The sequence below is a fragment of the Halovenus salina genome, assembly GCF_026410925.1.
GTDB classification, from domain to species: Archaea; Halobacteriota; Halobacteria; order Halobacteriales; family Haloarculaceae; genus Halovenus; species Halovenus salina.
On record NZ_CP112972.1, the window covers coordinates 912,589 to 933,225 of the forward strand.

General features: G+C 57.9%; 21 protein-coding genes and 1 pseudogene. 11 read left to right on the forward strand and 11 right to left on the reverse strand.

The window, feature by feature from the left end; genetic code table 11:
• Positions 1-149 precede the first annotated feature (149 nt).
• The 5 genes and pseudogenes from OSC37_RS04615 to OSC37_RS04630 form a co-directional block, all read right to left on the reverse strand.
• Entirely contained in the window at positions 150-902 is a 753-nt protein-coding gene (locus OSC37_RS04615; protein WP_267163431.1) for a DUF8108 domain-containing protein, read from the reverse strand.
• A 20-nt stretch (positions 903-922) separates the two neighbouring features.
• A complete protein-coding gene (locus tag OSC37_RS04620) occupies positions 923-1,363 on the reverse strand; it encodes a DUF8108 domain-containing protein (protein WP_267163432.1) in 441 nt (146 codons plus the stop codon).
• Between the two features lie 199 nt (positions 1,364-1,562).
• A pseudogene (locus tag OSC37_RS19120) lies at positions 1,563-1,658 on the reverse strand (IS5/IS1182 family transposase); the annotation flags it as partial.
• 347 nt (positions 1,659-2,005) lie between these two features.
• Positions 2,006-3,016, reverse strand: coding sequence for a tyrosine-type recombinase/integrase (locus OSC37_RS04625; protein WP_267163433.1), 1,011 nt, complete (start codon positions 3,014-3,016; stop codon positions 2,006-2,008).
• 380 nt (positions 3,017-3,396) lie between these two features.
• Positions 3,397-4,017 (reverse strand): TetR/AcrR family transcriptional regulator, encoded by a 621-nt coding sequence (locus tag OSC37_RS04630; RefSeq protein WP_267163434.1) that lies wholly within the window; start codon positions 4,015-4,017, stop codon positions 3,397-3,399.
• Between the two features lie 330 nt (positions 4,018-4,347).
• Between OSC37_RS04630 and OSC37_RS04635 the strand changes: the two genes are divergently transcribed.
• Positions 4,348-7,365 (forward strand): MMPL family transporter, encoded by a 3,018-nt coding sequence (locus OSC37_RS04635; protein WP_267163435.1) that lies wholly within the window; start codon positions 4,348-4,350, stop codon positions 7,363-7,365.
• Between the two features lie 133 nt (positions 7,366-7,498).
• Here the strand turns inward: OSC37_RS04635 and OSC37_RS04640 are convergent, their stop codons facing one another.
• A complete protein-coding gene (locus OSC37_RS04640) occupies positions 7,499-7,999 on the reverse strand; it encodes a cupin domain-containing protein (protein ID WP_267163436.1) in 501 nt (166 codons plus the stop codon).
• A 102-nt stretch (positions 8,000-8,101) separates the two neighbouring features.
• Here OSC37_RS04640 and OSC37_RS04645 point away from each other — a divergent pair, with 102 nt between their 5' ends.
• Both OSC37_RS04645 and OSC37_RS04650 read left to right on the forward strand, forming a co-directional pair.
• Positions 8,102-8,236, forward strand: a complete 135-nt coding sequence (locus tag OSC37_RS04645) for a DUF8595 family protein (RefSeq protein WP_267163437.1) — start codon at positions 8,102-8,104, stop codon at positions 8,234-8,236.
• Positions 8,237-8,474: 238 nt separating this feature from the next.
• The gene (locus tag OSC37_RS04650) at positions 8,475-9,890 is read left to right on the forward strand and encodes an FAD-binding oxidoreductase (protein ID WP_267163438.1); all 1,416 of its coding nucleotides are present in this window, start codon (positions 8,475-8,477) and stop codon (positions 9,888-9,890) included.
• Positions 9,891-9,896: 6 nt separating this feature from the next.
• On the opposite strand, the gene OSC37_RS04655 is transcribed toward OSC37_RS04650, so the two are convergent.
• Genes OSC37_RS04655 through OSC37_RS04670 form a run of 4 tightly spaced genes read right to left on the reverse strand, consistent with a single transcriptional unit; the run spans position 9,897 to position 13,422 of the window.
• Complete coding sequence (locus OSC37_RS04655) at positions 9,897-10,412, reverse strand: P-loop nucleotide/nucleoside kinase family protein (RefSeq protein WP_267163439.1); 516 nt, start codon at positions 10,410-10,412, stop codon at positions 9,897-9,899.
• Complete coding sequence (locus OSC37_RS04660) at positions 10,412-11,503, reverse strand: PhnE/PtxC family ABC transporter permease (RefSeq protein ID WP_267163440.1); 1,092 nt, start codon at positions 11,501-11,503, stop codon at positions 10,412-10,414. The genes OSC37_RS04655 and OSC37_RS04660 overlap by 1 nt, the downstream gene beginning before the upstream one ends.
• Complete coding sequence (locus tag OSC37_RS04665; RefSeq protein ID WP_368409533.1) at positions 11,500-12,288, reverse strand: phosphonate ABC transporter ATP-binding protein; 789 nt, start codon at positions 12,286-12,288, stop codon at positions 11,500-11,502. The genes OSC37_RS04660 and OSC37_RS04665 overlap by 4 nt, the downstream gene beginning before the upstream one ends.
• A gap of 27 nt (positions 12,289-12,315) precedes the next feature.
• Positions 12,316-13,422, reverse strand: a complete 1,107-nt coding sequence (locus tag OSC37_RS04670) for a PhnD/SsuA/transferrin family substrate-binding protein (RefSeq protein WP_267163441.1) — start codon at positions 13,420-13,422, stop codon at positions 12,316-12,318.
• A 328-nt stretch (positions 13,423-13,750) separates the two neighbouring features.
• Here OSC37_RS04670 and OSC37_RS04675 point away from each other — a divergent pair, with 328 nt between their 5' ends.
• A complete protein-coding gene (locus OSC37_RS04675; RefSeq protein WP_267163442.1) occupies positions 13,751-14,359 on the forward strand; it encodes an undecaprenyl diphosphate synthase family protein in 609 nt (202 codons plus the stop codon).
• Positions 14,360-14,362: 3 nt separating this feature from the next.
• On the opposite strand, the gene uppS is transcribed toward OSC37_RS04675, so the two are convergent.
• Positions 14,363-15,283, reverse strand: a complete 921-nt coding sequence (uppS, locus tag OSC37_RS04680; protein ID WP_267163443.1) for a polyprenyl diphosphate synthase — start codon at positions 15,281-15,283, stop codon at positions 14,363-14,365.
• Between the two features lie 123 nt (positions 15,284-15,406).
• On the opposite strand from uppS, the gene OSC37_RS04685 reads away from it, so the two are divergent.
• The 7 genes from OSC37_RS04685 to OSC37_RS04715 all read left to right on the forward strand — a co-directional run bounded on the left by OSC37_RS04685 (position 15,407) and on the right by OSC37_RS04715 (position 20,612).
• Positions 15,407-15,601: a cold-shock protein gene (locus tag OSC37_RS04685; RefSeq protein WP_092704245.1), complete on the forward strand. Its 195-nt coding sequence runs from the start codon at positions 15,407-15,409 to the stop codon at positions 15,599-15,601.
• 131 nt (positions 15,602-15,732) lie between these two features.
• Positions 15,733-16,167, forward strand: a complete 435-nt coding sequence (locus OSC37_RS04690; RefSeq protein WP_267163444.1) for a DUF5778 family protein — start codon at positions 15,733-15,735, stop codon at positions 16,165-16,167.
• Between the two features lie 184 nt (positions 16,168-16,351).
• Complete coding sequence (hemA, locus tag OSC37_RS04695; RefSeq protein ID WP_267163445.1) at positions 16,352-17,677, forward strand: glutamyl-tRNA reductase; 1,326 nt, start codon at positions 16,352-16,354, stop codon at positions 17,675-17,677.
• 41 nt (positions 17,678-17,718) lie between these two features.
• Entirely contained in the window at positions 17,719-17,997 is a 279-nt protein-coding gene (locus OSC37_RS04700; protein ID WP_267163446.1) for a 4a-hydroxytetrahydrobiopterin dehydratase, read from the forward strand.
• A 65-nt stretch (positions 17,998-18,062) separates the two neighbouring features.
• Positions 18,063-19,238: a DUF3179 domain-containing protein gene (locus tag OSC37_RS04705; protein ID WP_267163447.1), complete on the forward strand. Its 1,176-nt coding sequence runs from the start codon at positions 18,063-18,065 to the stop codon at positions 19,236-19,238.
• 5 nt (positions 19,239-19,243) lie between these two features.
• Complete coding sequence (locus OSC37_RS04710; RefSeq protein WP_267163448.1) at positions 19,244-19,867, forward strand: hypothetical protein; 624 nt, start codon at positions 19,244-19,246, stop codon at positions 19,865-19,867.
• 79 nt (positions 19,868-19,946) lie between these two features.
• Positions 19,947-20,612, forward strand: coding sequence for an HAD family hydrolase (locus OSC37_RS04715; RefSeq protein ID WP_267163449.1), 666 nt, complete (start codon positions 19,947-19,949; stop codon positions 20,610-20,612).
• Positions 20,613-20,637: the final 25 nt, after the last annotated feature.

Genomic DNA, 20,637 nt, shown 5'->3' on the forward strand with positions numbered 1-20,637 from the left:
AAATGCGGTACAGAAGCCGGATTGCTGGAATTCCTGATCGAAAATCTGACTTCTACTCTATCTAAGGGACTATTTCTACCACTAGTGACTGACTCTCGATAGGTCAGAGTTAATCTCGAAACCATGCAACGGGTTATAACATAGTAGCGTTAGTTTGCTCCAGAGTTTTCAGTGCCTGTATCCGGGTTTTTTGAGAGGGCCTCGGACTCAGTATTCTCATCCGCTTGGTTTGATTTCCTTTGAGTCTCATCCGGGCTTATTGGGCTGTCATCTTTGATGTGAGTGATTTCTCCCCGAGCACAGTTTTGACAATATATTGATTCCCCCTCAATATTAGATGAAATAGCACCTCCAAATATAACGAATTGTTTGACACGGTCGCGCTTAACCCCTTCTTCTACAGGACTAGCACATGCTACACATGGTTGGTCTGGATTGATGACAGAATGTTCTTCAACTGTTCGTCGAGGGCCAAATGAAAAGGGGTCATCATCTCGACCAATGAGACCATGGACAGGTGGCAGAAGAAGGAGTCCAATAAATAGCAGTGGCACTCCCACTACTGGCGATAACTCCGGGGAACTAAAACTCCCGAGTCCTCCAAGAAAAAGAAACAGTCCAACAATCCAGAGTACAGCAGATTTGACCATAGGTACCACAGAACCGGAATTTTCGACTACCGTCTCGCTAACTTCTTTGGCTTTCTCGGCCCGTTGTTTTCGTTTTTCCTCAATGGTTTCGTAGCCTATTTCCACATCTCCAGTCTCAGTTGTTGCTTTATCTCCTTGCTTATCTGGACTGATCGGATGACCACAACTTGGACAATATGGGGCTTGTTCGTTAGCAATATCTCCACACGACGGACAAAATTGCTCATCAAACCCTGGCTTTTTACCAGACATGTATCATATCGGCCAATCTATTATTGATATTCTGATTTCCGAATAACCATTTTATCGGTGTCTATAAAGTATTTATATGCCGCATATACCACATTACCGATAAAAACTGTCCACCAAGCTGTCAATAGAGCAACCAAGACATGCGAACCAAGACTACCAAAGCCGCGTTTGACCAATACAACTCGGTCACCTTGACGGCTCTTTACATCCCAACCTTCTACCTTTTTGTCGTCAATTGCTTGTTTAAATTGCCTTTCACCCTCCGGAGAGAGATTCGTATTATCTTGACTTGCACTATTTTGTCTGCCACTCGAACTCTCGTCTTGAGGTGCTCCGCAGTGTGGACAAACGTCAGCTTTAGAACTGATTGTATCACCACAGGAAATACAATATTGCTCATTTGGGCCGGGGCTATTAGTAGACTTTTCTTCTTGCTGACTTGACTCATTTACATCTGCCATAAATAGCTACATACATTCATTAGGTAAAATATTATGGGAATGCATCCATAATTTGACAAAATCCAGACAACTCATATAAATATAGAACCAGAAATTGATTTATTCGTCACCTTCTATTCTGGTTTTTACCTGTTCTCTGATAACAGGGCCAACAGGAAAGACTAAAATGCTCTCTTGAAAGTAGGGTACGGGAATCGGATTATAGTGTCTTGGTGAGCTTCTTGATGTTGTTGAGCGCGAAGAGAAGAACGATCTCACGGAACTGCCGATACCAGAACGGTCGCGTCGCAGAACCGTTCAAAGTTCTCGCTCAGCCTTCGCTCTCCGAGTTGGGAAACACTGTCGCGGCTGAGGAATAGACTGCTTTAGCAGTTCTACTGTCAATTTACGACCGTCTCATAATGATAGTTGCGAGTCGTTACCGCCGTCGGGAAACGAGACGTGGGTCTCACGCCGTGAAACACTGATATTCGTGACGTGCTCACGAAAATAACCGCAACAATTACTATCAGTCATCCAAATGAAATTACAGTAAGTTTACCGTAAATTACCGTAGCAAAGATTAAACGGTTTTGAGACGCGACCAATCAACTACACAGCGGAAGTAGAGAGTAGGCAAGAAAGATGTAGTGTCCCGTATTTTCAGATATGGTTTAAGTATTTTCGTCGCTTCTCCATTCGTTCCTGTTTTGACCGATTATCGTAGAATTCATCAAGTACTGATTCTGACAAATTAGCCCTATCGCTGAGCACCTTTTCTGGAACTTCAGAATTGAGTGCGTGCGTGAGAGCACCACGTCGAAAGGCGTGGGGGCTCACGCTTGACGGACACTCGTATGGATGGTCGTGCTCCGCCGCGTCGCAATCGCTAATTTTGCGGTCGTGAGGACATTCATCGGTGAAGACACAAGGTCGAGTATACCGATAGCAATCCCGTCGAAGTGTAGTACGGTGAACACGGCCCAGTTCCGAAGAGATGAGCGGGTGACGACCGTGTTCATCTGTTGTATCTGGTCGGCGGTCGGTGATCCAGTCCACAAGAACAGTGCAAACCTCATCAGAGAGACCAATATGTCGTTCACCCCGCTCAGCATTTTTGATTGACGTGTCCTTTTCTGGTCTATGAACCACTTCAATAGACTGTTCTTCTTCATTGAAATCACCAACGTCCAATGCATGCAGAGCTCCTACCCGCATCATCGTATGCCACAGAAGTGTGAGCACAACGTGCTGACGGGACGCGTATTTATACTTTCGTAGGTACTCCAATGCCCGGTCTGCACGTTCTTTATCCAACATCACGTCTCGTGATTTTTCTTCACCACTCAGATCCGGTGAGCGCACCTTCGTATGGAGGTCCTGTTCTACACCGTCTACTGTTTCGAGCCAGCGAATGAAGACGCGAAGGGTGTCCATCTGGGTTTTCTCTGAGGCAGGGGATAGTTCGCCCTCGTCACGTCGCCACTGACGATACTCATGGAGCTTCCTACCGGTCAACGCGTTCAAATTCTCAATCCCGTTCTGGTCACACCATCGAACGAAGTGTCCTAATCGGTACTTGTGGGAGGTAATCGTTGCACGAGTGACCTCTGTCTCTCTGTCTGCTAGGTACAATTCCACCGCCTCCGTTGGTTCGATTGGTTCAAGTTCCATATCGATCACGCGAGAACCGCCCGAGACAGTCGTGGCCAGTACCCTGAAACCGGTTGTTTCACGGTTTAGAGGACAGTCCGTTCAGCGCCTGAACGAAAGCCCGCCACGCCCGCTTCGCGGTTCCTCACGTCTGTTCGGAACACGCTCGCGAGCGTGGCGACCTTCGCAAAACCTCCGGTTTTGCTCAGTCCCGCCACGCCCATTCTGCGAGGAGCAGACGCGACAAGCGAACGGGCCCGGAGATTCGAATCCGACGAGACGAGCAAAGTGAGTCTCGTTTCGGTTTGAACCCCACCAGTCGCGCACGCTGAGACGGACACGTCTGACTCCGGTTCGAACACCCGCATCAAAAAATCGACGCGTCCACGCCGCGGGACGTCTCAGTCTGTGTCCGCCGAATCACGGAGAAGACAGGTCCGGACGTATCGCTCGAACTCAGAACGACAGTCTTCGAGAATCGACTCGTCGCTAGTCACCTGCTGTGTTGCGAGGCCGACGAACATGACCTGAAACAGGGCGGCAGTCTCCTCGGGGTCTACCTCTTGGAACACACCCTGCTCGATACCGGACCTGATGATGTACTCGACGTGTTTCGAGGTAAAGCGGTCTGTTCGGGTGAAATACTCCTCGTACCGGTCGTCGTGTGCGGCCTGTGCTCGGAGCTCGACCATGGCCCGAGAGAAGTCCTCGTCGGTGACCGGTTCCCCGGGCGTGAACATCGCGTCGATGACCTGCTCGATATGTGCATCGGCACCCTCGCCTGGCTGGAGAGGAAACTGCTCCTCGGCCTGGTCGAGCATGAACTCCAGAAAGTCGAGCAACAGGTCGTCTTTCCCGTCGTAGTGGTGATACAGCAGGGATTTGCTCTTTGGAAATTCGTCGCTGATTTTCTGAATCGTGATGTCGCTGTATCCGTGTTCGCGGAATGCATCGTAGGTCGCTTTCAGTATCTCTTCGCGCGTGTTCTCGGGCTCCTCCAGAAACGAGACAGATTTGTCCATCGTTCAAAATCACTCCTGGTCGTGTGTCAAATAGCCCCCTCCATGGACTCGGACGTTGTCCGCCCCCTGGGACTCATTTGACTGAGATACTGTGTTCATCAATCTTCACCTTTGTGTTCTACGTATAAAATAGTGACTGAATAATCAATCAGTAACTTTGCGGGTAGCGTGTCGAACTCCCATTTGAGGTACGTATATAACGGCTTACGAAAAGAGAGACAGAAAGTATATACCGTTCCTGAATAAACGTTCAATCAGTATGCGAGAGCAACACGAGATGAGATACCCGAGCGGGTCGAATACCCATAGAACACTGGAGGCGACGGGCAGATGAGTCTGTCAGACCGCCTCTCAGAGGTGATTACGGGACACAGTCGGGCAGTTATTGCAATTATGTTGATTGTGACCGTCGCCGCGGGCGCGGGGGCCGGGATGGTCGAGCAGTCATCCTCGCTCGACCAGTTCCAGAGCGACACCGACGAGGCACAGAAACTGACCTACATTGAGGACAACTTCGCGACCGGTTCGGAGAATACATCCACCGCACAGGTCATCGTCCGAGGAGAGAACACACTCTCGAAGGAGACGATGGTCGAGACCCTCCGGCTACAACAGTCATTCCGGGATAACGAGACCATCGGTCAGACGCTGGCCACAGAGCGTCCGACAGTGGGCGTCGCGAACCTGGTGGCAACCTCGGCGATTCTCGGCGAACAACAACAGGAGTTGCAGTCGCTGGCTGCGGAGTTCGAGCAGCTGAACGCGACTGTTCGCAACGAGCGGGCCGCGCTCCAGCAACGACAGACTGCGCTGAACACGACCCGGCAGGAACTGCGTGCTGCACTCGATGACCTCCGGGACGACCGGACAGTATCACCGCGTGACCGGTTCGAGACAGTCCGTGAGCGTGCCCCAGTCGAGTTGGGCGAGACACAGTACGAGACGTTCAATAGCTCCGTCCAGTTGTTGCGGACCGCCACAGACGAGTCGGCGGTCGAACGCGCCTACGAGCAGGGTACGCAGGGCGTCCTCGCCGACGAGTACGAGACGCTCCAGCAGCGGAGCCAACAGCTGGAGGCAGACGGCGAACGACTCCAGGAGCTTGGCTCTGAACTCGAGCAACGTCAGTCCGCCCTGGAGAGTACGTCTCCCTCGATTGACGAACAGATAACCGCAATAGAGTCGTTGAATACGACACAGTACGAGCGCGCGCTCGGGGCGGTACTGGGTCCGGATTCGAGCGGCCAGCTCAACGGGCTCGGATTCATGCCCACCAGCTACGAGCCAGGCTCCAGCACTGCAAACGCGACGATGCTCCTGGTCACCCACCAGACCAGCGGCGAGGGACAGGCCGGTGCGGCGTCCGAGCAGCTCATCGACGCACAGCTGACAATGCAGTCGCTGGCAACGAGCCAGGTCGGCGCTGACGGCTCCGAGACCATCGTCTTCGGAACCGGAATCATGAGCGATGAGATCAACAACTCGATGGGAGACAGCCTGGCGATTGTGGGGCCACTGGCGCTTATCTTTGTCGTCGTTGCCCTGGTCGTCGCCTACCGCGACTTCCTGGATATCGTGCTCGGGCTGTTCGGTATCGGTGCCGTCCTCGTCTGGACGTTCGGGTTCATGGGCTGGGCCGGCATCGGCTTCAATCAGATGTTCATCGCGGTTCCCGTTCTCCTCATCGGGCTCTCTATCGACTACGCCATCCACATCTTCATGCGTCACCGCGAACAGCGTCAGGAGGATGGTGAATACAGGGAAGAAGACGTGCGCGGCTCGATGCGGACCGCACTGGCCGGCGTCGGGACTGCACTCGTCCTGGTGACTGCCACGACCGCAATCGGCTTTCTCTCGAATCTCACGAGTCCGGTCCCGCCGATACAGGATTTCGGTATCGTGAGTGCAGTCGGCATTGTCGCCGCACTGTTGATATTCGGCATCCTGATTCCCGCGGTGAAAATCGAGGTCGACAGCTTCCTGGAGAACCGCGGTATCTCTCGGAAGAAACGCGCGTTCGGAACGGGGAACAGTCGGTTCAGTAGCGTTCTCGGTGCTGGCGCAACTGCCGCGAAGAAGGCACCAGTTGCCATCCTCCTCGTCGCGTTGCTCGTGAGTGCGGGCGGCGCATACGGGGCCAGCCAGGTCGATACCAGCTTCAACCAGGAAGATTTCATCGCCGAGGACCCCCCCGCGTGGACCGACAACCTCCCCGAGCCCTTCGCACCTGGAGAGTACTCGATGAAAGAGAATCTGGAGTTCGTCAACCAGAACTTCGTCCGCGAGGACTCCCAGGCACAGCTTCTCTTCGAGGGAGAGATTACAGACCCAGAGACGTTACAACACCTCTCACAGGCACAGCGTGAGGCAGCCAACAGCGATGTCGTAGTCACGCTGTCGGGTGGTGGTGCCGATGTCCAGGGACCGCTCCAGACGATGCAACAGGTGGCAGCGGAAAACGAGACGTTCAACGCCACCTTCGCCGGCGCAGACACCGACGGCGACATGGTGCCAGACCAGAACATCGAGCAGGTGTACGACGCGCTGTTCGCTGTCGCTCCACAGGAGGCAGGGAACGTCATCTACCAGTCCGACGACGGCTACCAGGCCGTTCGGATGGTTGTCTCCACCAGCGGCACTGCCGCGATGAGTGACGTGAGAACCGAGATGAGCTCGATTGCGGCCGGCCTCAACGGTGACGGACTCACGGTGACCGCGACCGGGCAGACAATCCTGTTCGACATCGTCCAGGACCAGCTGTTCGATACGGTCGTCGAGAGTCTGCTCATCACCCTCGTCGCCGTGTTCGCGTTCCTGATGGTTACCTACCGGATTACCGACGGGAGCGCGATGCTCGGTGCGGTGACGCTGCTCCCGGTGTTGTTCAGCGTCACGTGGATTCTGGGCACGATGTACGTGCTCGGCATCCCGTTCAACGTCATGACGGGGATGATTACGAGTCTGACAGTCGGGCTGGGTGTCGCCTACAGCATCCACATGAGTGAGCGGTACAAACTCGAACTCGACCGGACCGGCTCGGTCTGGAAATCGATGTCGAGAACGGTGACCGGAACCGGCGGCGCACTGCTGGGCAGTGCTGCGACGACTGTCGGTGGATTCGGCGTGCTTGCCTTCGCCATCCTGCCGCCGCTCCAGCAGTTCGGCATCATCACCGGCATGACCATCATCTACGCGTTCCTTGCGAGCGTGCTTGTTCTCCCGAGCCTGCTCGTCCTCTGGACGCGGTACTTCGGGCCGGAGGCTTCGTTTGCCACCTCCCCGGAGGAATCGGCCACGCCAACAGCCAGTGACGGCGGACAGCCGACGGAGGCGACGGGCGAGGAGTAACGCGGGTCGGCGAAGAGCTGACTCGTGCGGATTTTGCGGTTATGTCCGCGGCCACGTCAAGAATCTCGACGGTTCACGGGACGTAGCCGGTGGGTTGGGTCGCTGCGGCGGTACCGAGTTGCAACAGTCAGTATCAGGGAACGGTTCCGTCCATCGACCCGCGATACCACCGCCCCGTCTCGGTTCCACACGCCGTACACCGCGCGACGACAGCCGATTTGTCTCCCTCTTTTACCCCGTCGAGACTGTTGTCTGTCTTCGTATCACAGTGCTCACAGTATCGCAGGGTTACCTGTGTACCGTACTCGAGAGGCGCTCCGAGTGCGAGTGCGACGACAGTCTCGTCGCCGTAGTTCCAGCCGCGCTGAAGCTCCTCGCGCCCGAACCGGATGAGTTCACCGGCCTCGAGCTCGACATCTCCGTCTTCGGTCTCGAACGTAGCGGTCCCCTCCTGGATGTAGAAGACCTCCTCCTGGAGTTCGTGGCTGTGGTAGGCGAAGGCGAAGCTATCGCCCGGTTCGAGTTCGTAGTAGTTGACTGCGACATCGGTCAGGCCGAGCGCATCGGTGAGCCGACACATCCGAGCCGCCGGCTGGACGCTGTTTTCCAGCTCGTCGATGTTAACTGTCTCCATGCACCCGGTACGCAGCCCACAATCAAATCTACTCCGGCGTCGGATTGAGCTTAGGGAAATGCTTATTGGTAACTTGTAGCAATGTAATCGTATACCGACTCTATGTCACGTGACACTGATCATACCAGCCAGCCGTCCGATGACCGTGACGAAATCGAATCCTACTATGACGACCTCGAAGAGGGTGCTGGCTGTGTCGAAATTTGGGAGTATATACAGGACCGTCGTGATGACTGATACTGGTTATTGCGGTGATTTTCAGACCCGTTTTAGTGAATCGCTCGTTTTATTGTCCGATAGGAGAGATAAGCGAAACCATGGCGGGAACAACGCGCAATAATCACTATGAGGAGAGACCATGTGGAATCACCTAGTTAGTCGAGCTGTGAATCCAGCTCAGCTGGCTGTGTAGCGGGCTCGTGTTTTGGACCTGACAGGGGGAAAGCTATAGTGGCGGGCTCCCGTGGTGTCGTCAATGACCGAAGACGACCTCACGGAAATTCTGAGTGAGCGACAGGTTTCGACGGCGGAGGACGCCCGGGCCGAGCACAGCGGCGACTGGGCCACGCTCTCGGAGTGGGTCACACCAGAACCCGTCATGCCTGACGTGGTGGTCTACCCCGAGACAACCGCAGAGGTCTCTGCCGTCCTCGAAGCCGCTACCGAGCGTGGCATTCCGGTCACCCCATATGCTGCCGGCACGAGCCTCGAAGGCAACCCTGTCCCGGTCCACGGAGGCATCAGCATGGACCTCACCCGGATGGATACTGTGCTCGATGTCCGGCCTGACGACTTCCAGATTGATGTCGAGCCGGGTGTCATGGGGCCAGCGGTTCAGGAGGCGGCCGGCGACCACGGCCTCTTTTTCCCGCCGCTACCCTCCTCGGGCGATATCTCGACAATCGGCGGGATGATTGCGAACGCCGCGAGCGGCATGCAGACGGTGAAATACGGCGAGGTGGCAGACTGGGTGCTCGAACTCGAAGTCGTGTTGGCCGACGGCTCGGTCATCACGACCGGGTCGAAAGCACCGAAGACCTCCGCAGGGTACAACCTCCGTGACCTGTTTGTCGGGAGCGAGGGGACGCTGGGCGTCGTCACCCGGGCGACGCTGGAACTCGCGGGACGGCCCGCACAGCGTCGCGGCGGACGAGCTATCTTCCCGACGCTTCAGGACGCAACAGCCGCGGTCCGAGACGTGGTCACGGCTGGGGTCGACGTGGCCAAAATCGAGCTGATGGACACCACGTCTGCCCGAATGTCGAACACCTACACCGGTGCCTCGCTTCCAGATGCACCGATGGTTTTTCTGGAGTTTCACGCCGATCACAACGTCGAGGACGAGATTGCCTTCTGTCGGGATCTCATCGAAAGTCACGACGCAGAGAGCTTCGAAATCGCCGGCGACGACCGGATGGACGAACTCTGGGAGGCTCGGACAGAGCTGGCGTATGCCCTCTCGGAGTACGACCCCGACCGCCAACCCCTCCACGCCGGAGACGTGACGGTCCCAATCAGCGAGTACGGGAGCATGATCGAATACGCCAAGACGCGTGGCGAGGAGGCCAGTCTGCCCGTCGCCTGTTTCGGACACGCCGGCGACGGCAACGTCCACTACGCTGTGCTCGTCGACGACGATGACGAGTCTGAAGTCGAACGCGGCAAAGCAGTCTACGCAGACATCGTCGACCGCGCGATAACCGTCGGCGGAACCGCCACCGGCGAACACGGTGTCGGCCGGGGGAAACGCCAGTATCTCGTCGACGAATACGACGAGGAGACAGTCGAAGCAATGCGTGCGGTCAAGCGAGCACTCGACCCGACAGATACACTCAATCCCGGAAAGATGTTCCCAGAAACCGAAGACGACGGTCGCATTCGAGAGAAGTGAGGACCGCTACGGGAGAACCGTCTCGAAGAGCGCGTCGACCTGTGCTCTTGTTCGTGACAGTGACTCCGAGTTGTCGATTCGGTCGTAGTCAAGGTCGAGCGAGTCGAACTCGTCTTTGAACTGACGGTAGATTGCCGCGTCAGCGTCGCTGATGTCTTCACGCGACTCGATGCGGTTCTCGACGACATCGGCGTCACAGACCACCCGAATCAACCGGAACTCGGCTCCAAGGTCCTCTGCGAGACGGTTTGCTCGTTTCCGGTGTCTCTCGTCGGCAAAGGTCGCATCGAGCACGACCGGCTCGTCGTTCTGGACGTGGTGCTCGGTCCGGCTGAACAGTTCGTCGTAGACGCGTTCACCCTCTGCGTCAGTGTAGACTGGTTCGTCGACGAGTTCTTTTCGTATCGCGTCTGTCCGTAGTCGAACGCCGTCCAGACGGTCGGTCAGATACGACGAGACCGTCGACTTGCCGACGCCCGGGAGCCCACAGACCGCAACGACGACGTGGTCGTACTCACCCATCATCTCAACAGGGATTCGCTCATGCGGTTCGGGAAGCCGGTAATCAGCTCCCAGATGCTCATCTTCTGTTCGTCGGAACGCAGACGCGAGCGGAGTCGCTGGCTGAATATCTCGACAGAGATGACAAGGAAGAAGATGCAGATGAGTGTCGCCATCACATGGTCGAAGTTGAACAGCCCACGCTCGACGTTGACGATTTCACCCAGTCCACCGGCCCCGAACGCGCCCAGCGTGACCGCGATGCGGACGTTGATTTCGAGGATGTACAGCGTCCAGGCGATGAAGCTCGTTCGAACCTGGCTTATCATGCCGAAGAAGACCCGCTGTGGATAGTTCGCGCCAGCCATGTCCATTGCTTCTATCGGTCCCTCCTCGATTTCTTCAAGTTCGTCGACGAACAATCGGCCGAGATTTCCGACGGTGTCGACAGCGATTGCAAACGTCGCAGACGCAGGACCGAGTCCGGCGAACGGAATCAGGATGAGGAGCCAGATAATCGCCGGAATCGACCGGATAGCAGACATCGTTCCCCGGAACAGGAAATTGAACGGGAACGGGGTGACGCGCTCTGACCCGAGCGTCCCGAAGGTCAACGCGAGCGGGAACCCTATGATTGTGCCGGCCAGACCCATCGCGAGCGTGATTCCGGCTTGGCCGAACATATCGAACATCCCGAGGCCGTCGAAGAAAAACGCCATCGGGTCGCTGAACAACTCGAAGAACTTGTCTGCGTCGAAGAGGAGGTTGTTCTGGAGGATGTAGTCGATATACTCCCCGACGTCGATGAACGGGATGACACCGAAGTAATCGGTCGTCGGGAAGAAGTCACCGAGGCTATCGATGAAGAACCCAATCTGGTAGTTTTCGTCCGGCAATCGGACTGCAAAGATCGCCTGCAGGAACAGAAATCCAATAACACCAAGCGTGGCGACCCAGCCGAGTGCACGACGTTTTCGCGCCTGTCGTATCTTGTCGAGCGCACCGGTGATATCATCGTCGAGTGGCTCGTCATCTGGTGTCTCAGGCTGTGGTGTCGCTGTCCCGCCGTCGGTCTGGACCCCGTCTTCGGACGAAGCGGTGTCGTCGGTCACGGGGCCACCTCCTCGTCGAGTGACTTGGCCTGTTCCTCCGACGACGCACCGACAAACATCCCCTCAGTTTCGATATCGCCGTAGATGTCGTCGACAACATCGATTGTCAGTTCGTCGCGGTAGCCATCGAAGACTTTCTTCCCGTCGCGCAGGCCAATGAAGCGCTCGCCAAATTTGCGTGCGAGATTGACCTGATGGAGACTGCTCAGGGCTGTTAGATTCCGGTCCTCGGCGGCGGCCTGAAGATATCGCATCACCTGCTGGGCACTACCGGGATCAAGACTCGACACCGGTTCGTCGGCCAGCAAGACGTCGGGTTGCTGAACCAGCGCACGCGCGATTCCGACGCGCTGTTGCTGGCCGCCACTCATCCGGCGTGCCTTCTGCTGGGCCTCATCAAGCAGTTCGACCGTCTTGAGTGCCTCCAAGGCCTGTTCTTTTTCGGTGGTATCCTGAATACGGAGAAAACTCTTGAGGAAGCCATAGCGTGTAATCGAACCGGAGAGTGCGTTGCCATACGCCGACATATCGTCGATGATATTGTGTTGCTGGAAAATCATCGCAACCTCCTTGCGGGGGCCCTGTACTGGCGTCCCGTCTATCAGAATCTCGCCTGCTGTTGGCTCCGTGAGACCTGACAGACAGCGGAGTAGGGTCGATTTCCCAGAGCCGGACACGCCAAGCACGACGACGAACTCGCCGTCCTCGATGACAAACGAGACGTCGTCGAGTGCAACGGTCTCTCCGAACTCTTTTCTGAGGTCGTCAACTTCTATTCGGACCATAAATAATTCTGGTACGTTTCGCGTATTTTAGAGGTCGCCGATTTCGACTTCAAGTTGGTTAAGCACCTTCTCAATCGGCTCGTAGTCGGATTCCGAGCCCTCTTTGATATTGGTGAACCAGAGTTCTTCGCCCTCGTATCCTTCTTCGTGCGTGAATGCGTCTCCGCCCGGTTCCGCGTTGATGAGAGCCGACTCGACATCCGAGCGAATGTCTGCGTTCCAGTCCGAGCGCGCCATGATAGGCGCACGCGGGAGCGGGTTAGAAACCGCGAGCAGATTGAGCTGTGGGTCTGCCTCACCAGCGCCCTCGTACTCAGACGAGAGGTCGGAGAAGCTATCAGACATCTGGTCGAATTGCTTTTGTGGGACGTGAGGTGCCGCCGAAAACGCACCAGTCGCTGCGGCAGAAATCGACGGGTCGTTGACCATCTGTTTCCGGGCCGTCGTGTGGTCTGAGTAGCGTGCGGTGAAATCTGGTGGGTCGCCCTGTGGAGCCGACCCAACTTCGAGTCCTGCATTTTTCAGCATCAACGTCGGGACCAGCGACCCCGACGTGGAGGTCGGTGCGGCAAAGGCAATCGTCTCACTTTCGAGGTCGCTGAGTTGTTCGATACCGCTGTCGGTTGTCGTCGTGATAATCGAGAAGTACTTATCTGAGCCATATGCCTCCCGAATACCGACGACATCGGCGATACCGTCGGTCGCCGCCGGCACGAACGGAGAGGTGTCTGCAAGCTCAACGCCACCACGTCGAATCTCCTGGGTCGTCGCGGTGTAGCTCGCTGCGCGAAGCGGTTCAACTTTGATCGACAGCTCGCTTTCGAGATAGTCGAACAGTGGCTGATACTGTGCCTCGATTTCGACATTTGCTTCTGCTGGGTTGAGCGCAAACCCAATCGTGGTAGTCGTGTCTTCTGTCGTGTCTCCACCGTCCTCGCCGTCAGAACTGTCGCCTCCATCCTCGCCGTCAGAACTGTCGCCTCCATCCTCGCCGTCAGAACTGTCGCCTCCATCCTCGCCGTCGTCGCCGTCATCCCCGCCGATACAGCCAGCAAGGAGACTAGTGCCCGCAATACCGGTTGTTGCGATGAATTTACGACGCGTTTCTTTCCAGTTGGCACGCTTATCTGCCATTCTGGATAATACCTCTTTGCCGCCACCAATATATCTTTCTAATAGATTACCTCTGCCAGCCGTATTTATATTTGTACGTACTGAGCAGTATTGATTTGGGGTACTGATATATATTGCTATATATCTCTATATGTGCTGTGGGCCGTTCTCTCGATACTACGTCTATCGGTGTCAATCCGGTAAAATCGACGGTGCAGAACAGGCTGGTGTCGCTGTATCATTCCGCTTGGATGCACAAATCCTGACCACTATGTAACTTACTGACATCTCTATTGTCAAGGACAACGAGAGCGGTGGTATTTTGCCCCCGCCCCTCACAGCCCGATTCGTGGGACTGTACGACAGGTATCTCGCCAGCCGTGTGCGGTTTGCCGGGCAGGAGCTCCCGGAGACCGTTGCGCTCGTCATTACCGAGCGGGACCTACTGGAGGACGGAGCATACGAGACGATGTCTCGCTTTCTACAGTGGGCGTTCGAGTACGGAGCGGAGCAGGTGGTCGTCTACGTCAGCGTCCTCGATGGGGAGGCGATTCCGACCCTCGAACAGGCGTTTCGCCGGGTCGAGACTCCCCGTGAAGTTGCAGTCCGGACGCCGGACGACGACAGCCAAGCAGAGACGCCTGTACAGGTGAGTATCGGGCTCGGTGGCAAACACGAGTTTGCGGCCGCAGTCCAGGGTATCGCGGAGGACGTCGAGGCCGGCTATCTCGACCCAGAGGACGTGACCGAAGAAGACATCGAGCAGGGGCTCATCTTCCCGACAGCGCCGGACCTCGTCATCAAGACTGGTGCTGAGCGGCTCTCGGATTTCATGATCTGGCAGTCGGTGTACTCGGAGCTGTATTTCACGGACGTGAACTGGCGAAACTTCAGAAAGCGGGACTACCTGCGCGCACTCAGAGATTACCAGGACAGACAGCGCCGGTTCGGTGAGTAACTCTCAGTCAGCCGGCTCACCGTCTGTAGGCTGCCCTGGTGGATCTTGTTCTGCGACCGGAAGCGCGTTCCGGAACCGCTTGAAGGTCTGTCTGGCATCCGGGCAGGCGTCTGGTCCGAGGACGTGGAGCAACTCACGGGCGCGTCTCGCCCGAGTCTGTCGCCACATCCGTTCGCGGTGTTCGTAGGTCCGGATAGCCCGGAGAAAGTCAATCTTGCTGAATTCAGGCCAGTACGGCGTCGAAAAGTAGACAGCAGCTTCGTTGCCGTTTGCCTGCCAGGGAAGAAAGTTCGAAGTCCGCTCGTCGCCGCCGCTCCGGAGGATGAGGTCGACGTCGTGTGTTGGTCCGTCGTACAGCGCGTTCTCGACGGTCTCGACGCCGATATCGGCTGGGTCGAGGTCGTCCTCGTTGACCTGCGTGGCGATGTTGCGAGCTGCCGTGAGCAACTCCGCACGGCCGCCGTAGGCAAGTGCTACGTTGAGGTGGAGGCGGTCGTACGCTGCAGTCTGTTCCTCGGCGTAGGCGATAGCGTCTCGAACCCGCTCTGGAAGACGCTGTGTCTCGCCGATTGCCCGGATGTGAACGCCCTGGTCGTGGACACGGTCGGCGTCGGCAAACTCCCGGAGCTTCGAGGCGATGAGGTCGAACAGCTCTTCGCGTTGCTGTTTTGGCCTGTCGAAGTTCTCTGTCGAGAACGTATAGAGGGTAACCTCGTCGACTCCGAAGTCGTCACACCATTCCAGAAGCGCCTCTGTCGTGTCGGCTCCTGCACGGTGCCCCTGTGTCGGGCCCTCGCCGTGCTGGCTTGCGTACCGACGGTTTCCGTCTTGGATGACGGCGACGTGAGTGGGCGTGCGAGATATCTCGTGTTCGAGGACGCGCTCGTAGAGCGACTCGAGCCACTCACGTGGGCGTGATACCATTCTCTCGCTTGATTCTTTGGGTGGCCAGATAAGAGTTTTGTGTTAAGAAACCGTGACGCCCGCACGAACAGGCGCTACAGGACCACAGCCTTTTAATATATCGGCCTCGTCTGAATAGTTGCAATGGCAGAAGGTACGGTTGATTTCTTCAACGACACTGGCGGCTACGGTTTCATCGACACAGAAGACGCGGACGAAGACGTTTTCTTCCACATGGAAGACGTTGGCGGCCCTGACCTCGAAGAGGGCCAGGAAGTCGAATTCGAGATTGTCGAGGCCGACAAAGGCCCCCGAGCCAAGAACCTCGAGCGCCTGTAAACGCGACCAGCGGTATCGATCTGGTTATCCAGAACCACCGCAGGTGTAGTTAGCCACTGCTCTACAGTGGCGAACACTTCCCTGCTTTCTCGAATCGTGACCCCTTTGACCAGCGGCGTGTAGGGCCCGATATGGACGAAACACTCGAATCGAATCTGGCGCGGCGTGCGTGGGAACTGTTACAACCCGGGGACATCGAACTCGACGGGTTGGTGGTCTCGACGGACCTCGCAAACGAGGAAGAGCCCGAGATGCACCAGCAGACCGTCAAAATCGGCGAGGTTATCGCCGACCACGCGGGATACGACCCAACCGAGACGTTTGTCTACTCGGGGACCGACGACTCGGAGTTTGCCTCCAACCAACACCAGGGCCTGACACTCGACGACGAATCGTTCGTCTGGGAGTGTCAGCAACTCTATCGAGACGGCTCGTTCGATATCGTCTTCTACTTTGAAGCGAGTATCGACGCGGAGGGGCTGCTCGCGACGCTCCGTGACCGAGGGTTTGAGGCGGCCTACGTCCGGGGGGACCCGGACGACCCGGCAGACGCCGTCGGACTGTGAGCAGGGGTGTTTTCACCTGCTGGGAGGACGCGAGGTTTTTAAGCCGGCGCAAAACTGAGGCCCAGACAGTGATTGAGATAGCGTGTACGCGCAGTCTGTTTCGCCGCGTTTGGAAGGGTTTAGATAGCAGGAGATGGAACTACCGAAAAGTAACTGTGGTCGAATCTCAACCGGGTGAACGACTGTGACAGGTCGAGGACTCATCGTCGGGTCGAGCGTGTCACACCGCGAGGCGTCGCTGGAGCAGCTCGAAGCGGCGACCGTCAAGAGCGGCGCCGAGGCGCTGACTGAGCTGCTGGCCGAGCCGGGCGTCGAGGAGGCGTTCGTCCTCCAGACCTGCAATCGAGTGGAGGCGTACGTCGTCGCCTCGGACCGGCAGGTGGGCAGCGAGGCGTTGGCGACGTTCCAGACGACTCCTGCGGCCCGGGAGATGGACCACGAGGAGAGCATCCGCCACCTCCTGCGGGTCGCTGCCGGCCTGGAGTCACTGGTGGTCGGCGAAGACCAGATTCTCGGGCAGGTCCGGGAGGCGTACGAGACCGCCCGGACCGAGGACGCGATTGGACCGGTGCTCGACGACGCCGTCACCAAGGCGCTCCGAGTGGGCGAGCGTGCACGCACCGAGACGGCAATCAACGACGGTGTCGTTTCGATTGCCAGCGCCGCCGTGAAACTCGCTGAGGAGACACACGGGCTGGCAGATACGACGGCTGCGGTCGTCGGTGCGGGCGAAATGGGGTCGCTCGCCGCGGAACACCTCGACGGAGCAGTCGACCGGCTGGTGCTCGCAAACCGGACTGTCGAGCGAGCCGAAGAGCTGGGTGACTTCCTGGAGGCTGACGGGACAGCTGTCGAGGTGACCGGCCTCGACGGCCTCGCTGCGACACTTGGGTCCTGTGACATCGTCATCTCGTCGACCGGGAGCACGGACTGGGTGCTGGAGCCGGTCGCCTGCCGGCGTCTCGGAGAAACATTCATCGTCGATATCACACGCCCGCGGGACATCCCGCCGGCAGCGGACGAGATGGACCACCTCCGGGTCTACGACCTCGACAAGCTGGAGACTGTCACCGAGAAGACCAGAGAGATGCGCCACGAGGCCGCCGCACGCGTCGAAGATATCGTCGACGAGGAGTTCGACCGCCTACTGACACAGTACAAACGAAAGCGTGCCGACACCGTTATCTCCTCGATGTACGAGAGCGCGGAACGTGTCAAGGCAAACGAACTGGAGACTGCGTTCAGGGAGACCGACTTCGACGAAGAACAACAGGCGGTCATCGAGGCGATGGCCGACGCTATCGTGAATCAGCTGCTTGCTGCCCCGACGAACAGTCTTCGTGACGCTGCTGAGGAGGACGACTGGTCGACGATACACACGGCCTTGCAGTTGTTCGATCCGAACCTCGAAGGCGGCGGACCGCCCGCCTTCGTCGAAGAGATGGATTTCGAGGAGATGCCGGAAAGCGTCAAACAGCAGCTGCTGACCGGGCTCGAAGCCGACGACTGAGCCGAACTGTTTTGAGTGTCGCACCCCTGGTGACAGGTGGCATGACAGACCTGCTTTCGGACGAGGAAATCGACGTACAACTTCCGGACGGATGGGACCGCGAGGGCGAGGAAATCGTCAGGACCTACGAGTTCGACTCCTACCTCGACGGCGTCGGCTTCGCGGCCGGCGCAGGCGGCGTGGCCGAGGACGCCTGGCATCACCCGGAGATAACCATCACCTACGGTGAGGTCGAAGTCCGACTGACGACGCACGACGCCGGCGGCATCACCGACAACGATATCCAGTTGGCCGAGCGGTTCGACGACATCTACGAGTAAGCCGGTCGTGCTAGGGAGACACACGAACGGGATTGGTTTAATCGTCGTGACAGTCAAATGGTGGTATGCGAAACACGTCTCGGCGGGCGCTTCTAGCAGCAGCCGGAACCGTTGCACTCGCAGGCTGTACTGACGGGTCGTCAGACGACGGCGGTTCGGCGGACGGTGCCGATACCTCGAACAACGGAACTCCCGGAACTGCCGGAACAGAGCCACCCGACACCTCCGGAAACAATGCCCGAGACGGTGGCAACGAACAGTCGACGGCCGACCCAGCAGACGTGGCGATGCCGTTGGCAGAGTCTGCGGTGTCGCTCTCGTACGACCTGCCGGCGCTGTCAGCGGACGCCGTCAGTGGGGGTCCGGGCAAAGATGTGATACCCTCGATAGACGACCCGACGTTCGACGACACAGGGTGGGGTGGCGAGAACCTGGAGCCGGGCGACCCGGTGTTCGGGGTTACACACAACGGCGTCGCAAAAGCCTACCCACAGTACATTCTCGTCTACCACGAAATTGTCAACGATAGCTTCGACGGCAAGAACCTGGCAGTGACGTACTGTCCGCTGACCGGCAGTGCACTCGGATTCGAGCGCGGCGACGTCGAGTTCGGCGTGTCGGGTCGGCTGGTCAACAGCAACCTCATCATGTTCGACCGAGCGACCGACTCGTGGTGGCCACAGATTCACCCAGTCAACCCTGACGGCGAACTGCAGGGACAGACGCTGTCAGAGGTTCGGGTGACGTGGACGACCTGGGAACGGTGGAAAACGGCCTACCCAAAGACGAAGGTCCTGACCGAAGAGACGGGAGCTGTGCGGCGATACGGTGACGACCCGTACGGAGCGTACAACCCACGTGGCGGCTACTACGACCAAGACAGCACCCTGTTTGGTCCCCGCCACGAGAGCGACCAGTTCCACGCAAAAGAGGTGTTTATCGGCGCACGGAACAGTGACGGCAAGGTCGCATTCAACAAGGAGAGCCTTCGGGACGAGCGCCTGCTCGAAACGACCGTCGGCGACACGCCGTACCTCGCGGCGTACCACGAGGCGCTCGACTCGGCATGGGTCTACCGGAATCCCGAGGAAACGTCAGTCGAGGCCGTCGAAAACGGCTACGAGAGAGCCGACGGGACAGTTGATGCCGCAGACGAACTCCCACTGGAGTCAGTCAACGCCTTCGACGTCTTCTGGTTCTCGTGGTACGGGTTCTATCCAGAGACGGAGGTCGTCTCCTGAGCGCCATGTCTGGAACGACCGCGGGACGAACCAGGCTCCGTGCGGTCCCGAAGGCAGCCAAGCAACGCCTCCGCGACACCGGGCGAGTTTCGGTTGGCGTGTTGGGTCGGCGCGACTCGCTGGCGGTCTTTCTCGCTGTCACCGCCAGCTACCTGTTCGCGTACCTGTACGCAATCACCGATATCGCTATCGACACCTCGGCCGGTTTCAGCTACGATATGCCGGTTGCTGACCCGCTGGCGCGGATGTTCGAGCCCAGCCCGGGACAGTTCAGCTACGAGGCGATTGCGTTCGTCGAACTCGGCGTCGTGAACTGGGTGTTTTCGCCGCTCAACACAGCAATCGGCCTTGGAATTGCCACCCTCGTCGGCGTGAACTTTGCTGTGAGTTATCTGGCTATCAGCCAGCCGGCGTCCTGTGGTATCGGCGCAGGGAGTGGCCTGCTTGCCTCGGTGCCCGCGTTGCTCGCCGGCGGTGCCTGCTGTGGCCCGGTCGTTGCCATCGCGCTCGGTATCCAGGTCAGCAGTACCCTTCTCACCGTCTACAGCTGGCTGCTTCCAGCGAGTGTCGGGCTGCTGTTGGTGAGTCTGGTCTACGTGGCCGGGAAGGTCGACCCAACCGCAGTCTAAGACAGACAGAGCTTCTCTTTCTCGTTGACCGTGGGGACATAAGCTACTTATCCGGTCTATCACCTATGGCTAATGCTTGATGAGCTGTGCCGGCTACGACTTCTGGCTGCTCGACCTGGATGGGACACTCGTCGACGTCGAGCAGTCGTACATCTACGAGGTTTTCGACAGCATCGGGAAGCGACTCGGCGTTACCTTCACCGACCGCGAATCAGAACTCGTCTGGTACGGAATCGGGGAGGCACGAAACGACCTGCTCGCGGAGAAAGGCGTCGAGCCGGAGCGGTTCTGGGAGGTCTTCCATCGGGTCGAGGACGCGACCCGGCGCGCGAGGGCGACCTTTCTCTACGAGGACGCATCGGCGCTTGTCCCCTCGCTGTCGGGTCCCGTCGGGGTGGTGACACACTGCCAGGAACACCTTGCCGGACCGGTGCTGTCCGCACTCGATATCGCCGACTGGTTCGATACCGTCGTCTGTTGTACTGACGAGACCGGCTGGAAGCCGGACCCGAGGCCGGTCAGGAAGGCGATGGCGGAACTCGGGGTCGACGACGAGCAGTCAGGCGTTCTCGTCGGTGACGACCCCCAAGATATCGGCGCTGCACAGAACGCTGGACTCGACGCGGTACACGTTCGTCGCCGCGCCTACGACCGACTGAGTCCCAGCCTCCGAGATGGCGGGTCGTTCTCGTCGATGGGGGCCGACGAGCGTGTCAGTTCCCTTGCAGAACTGGCGTCAGTGTAACCGACACCGGGGGGTTTTTCGCTTT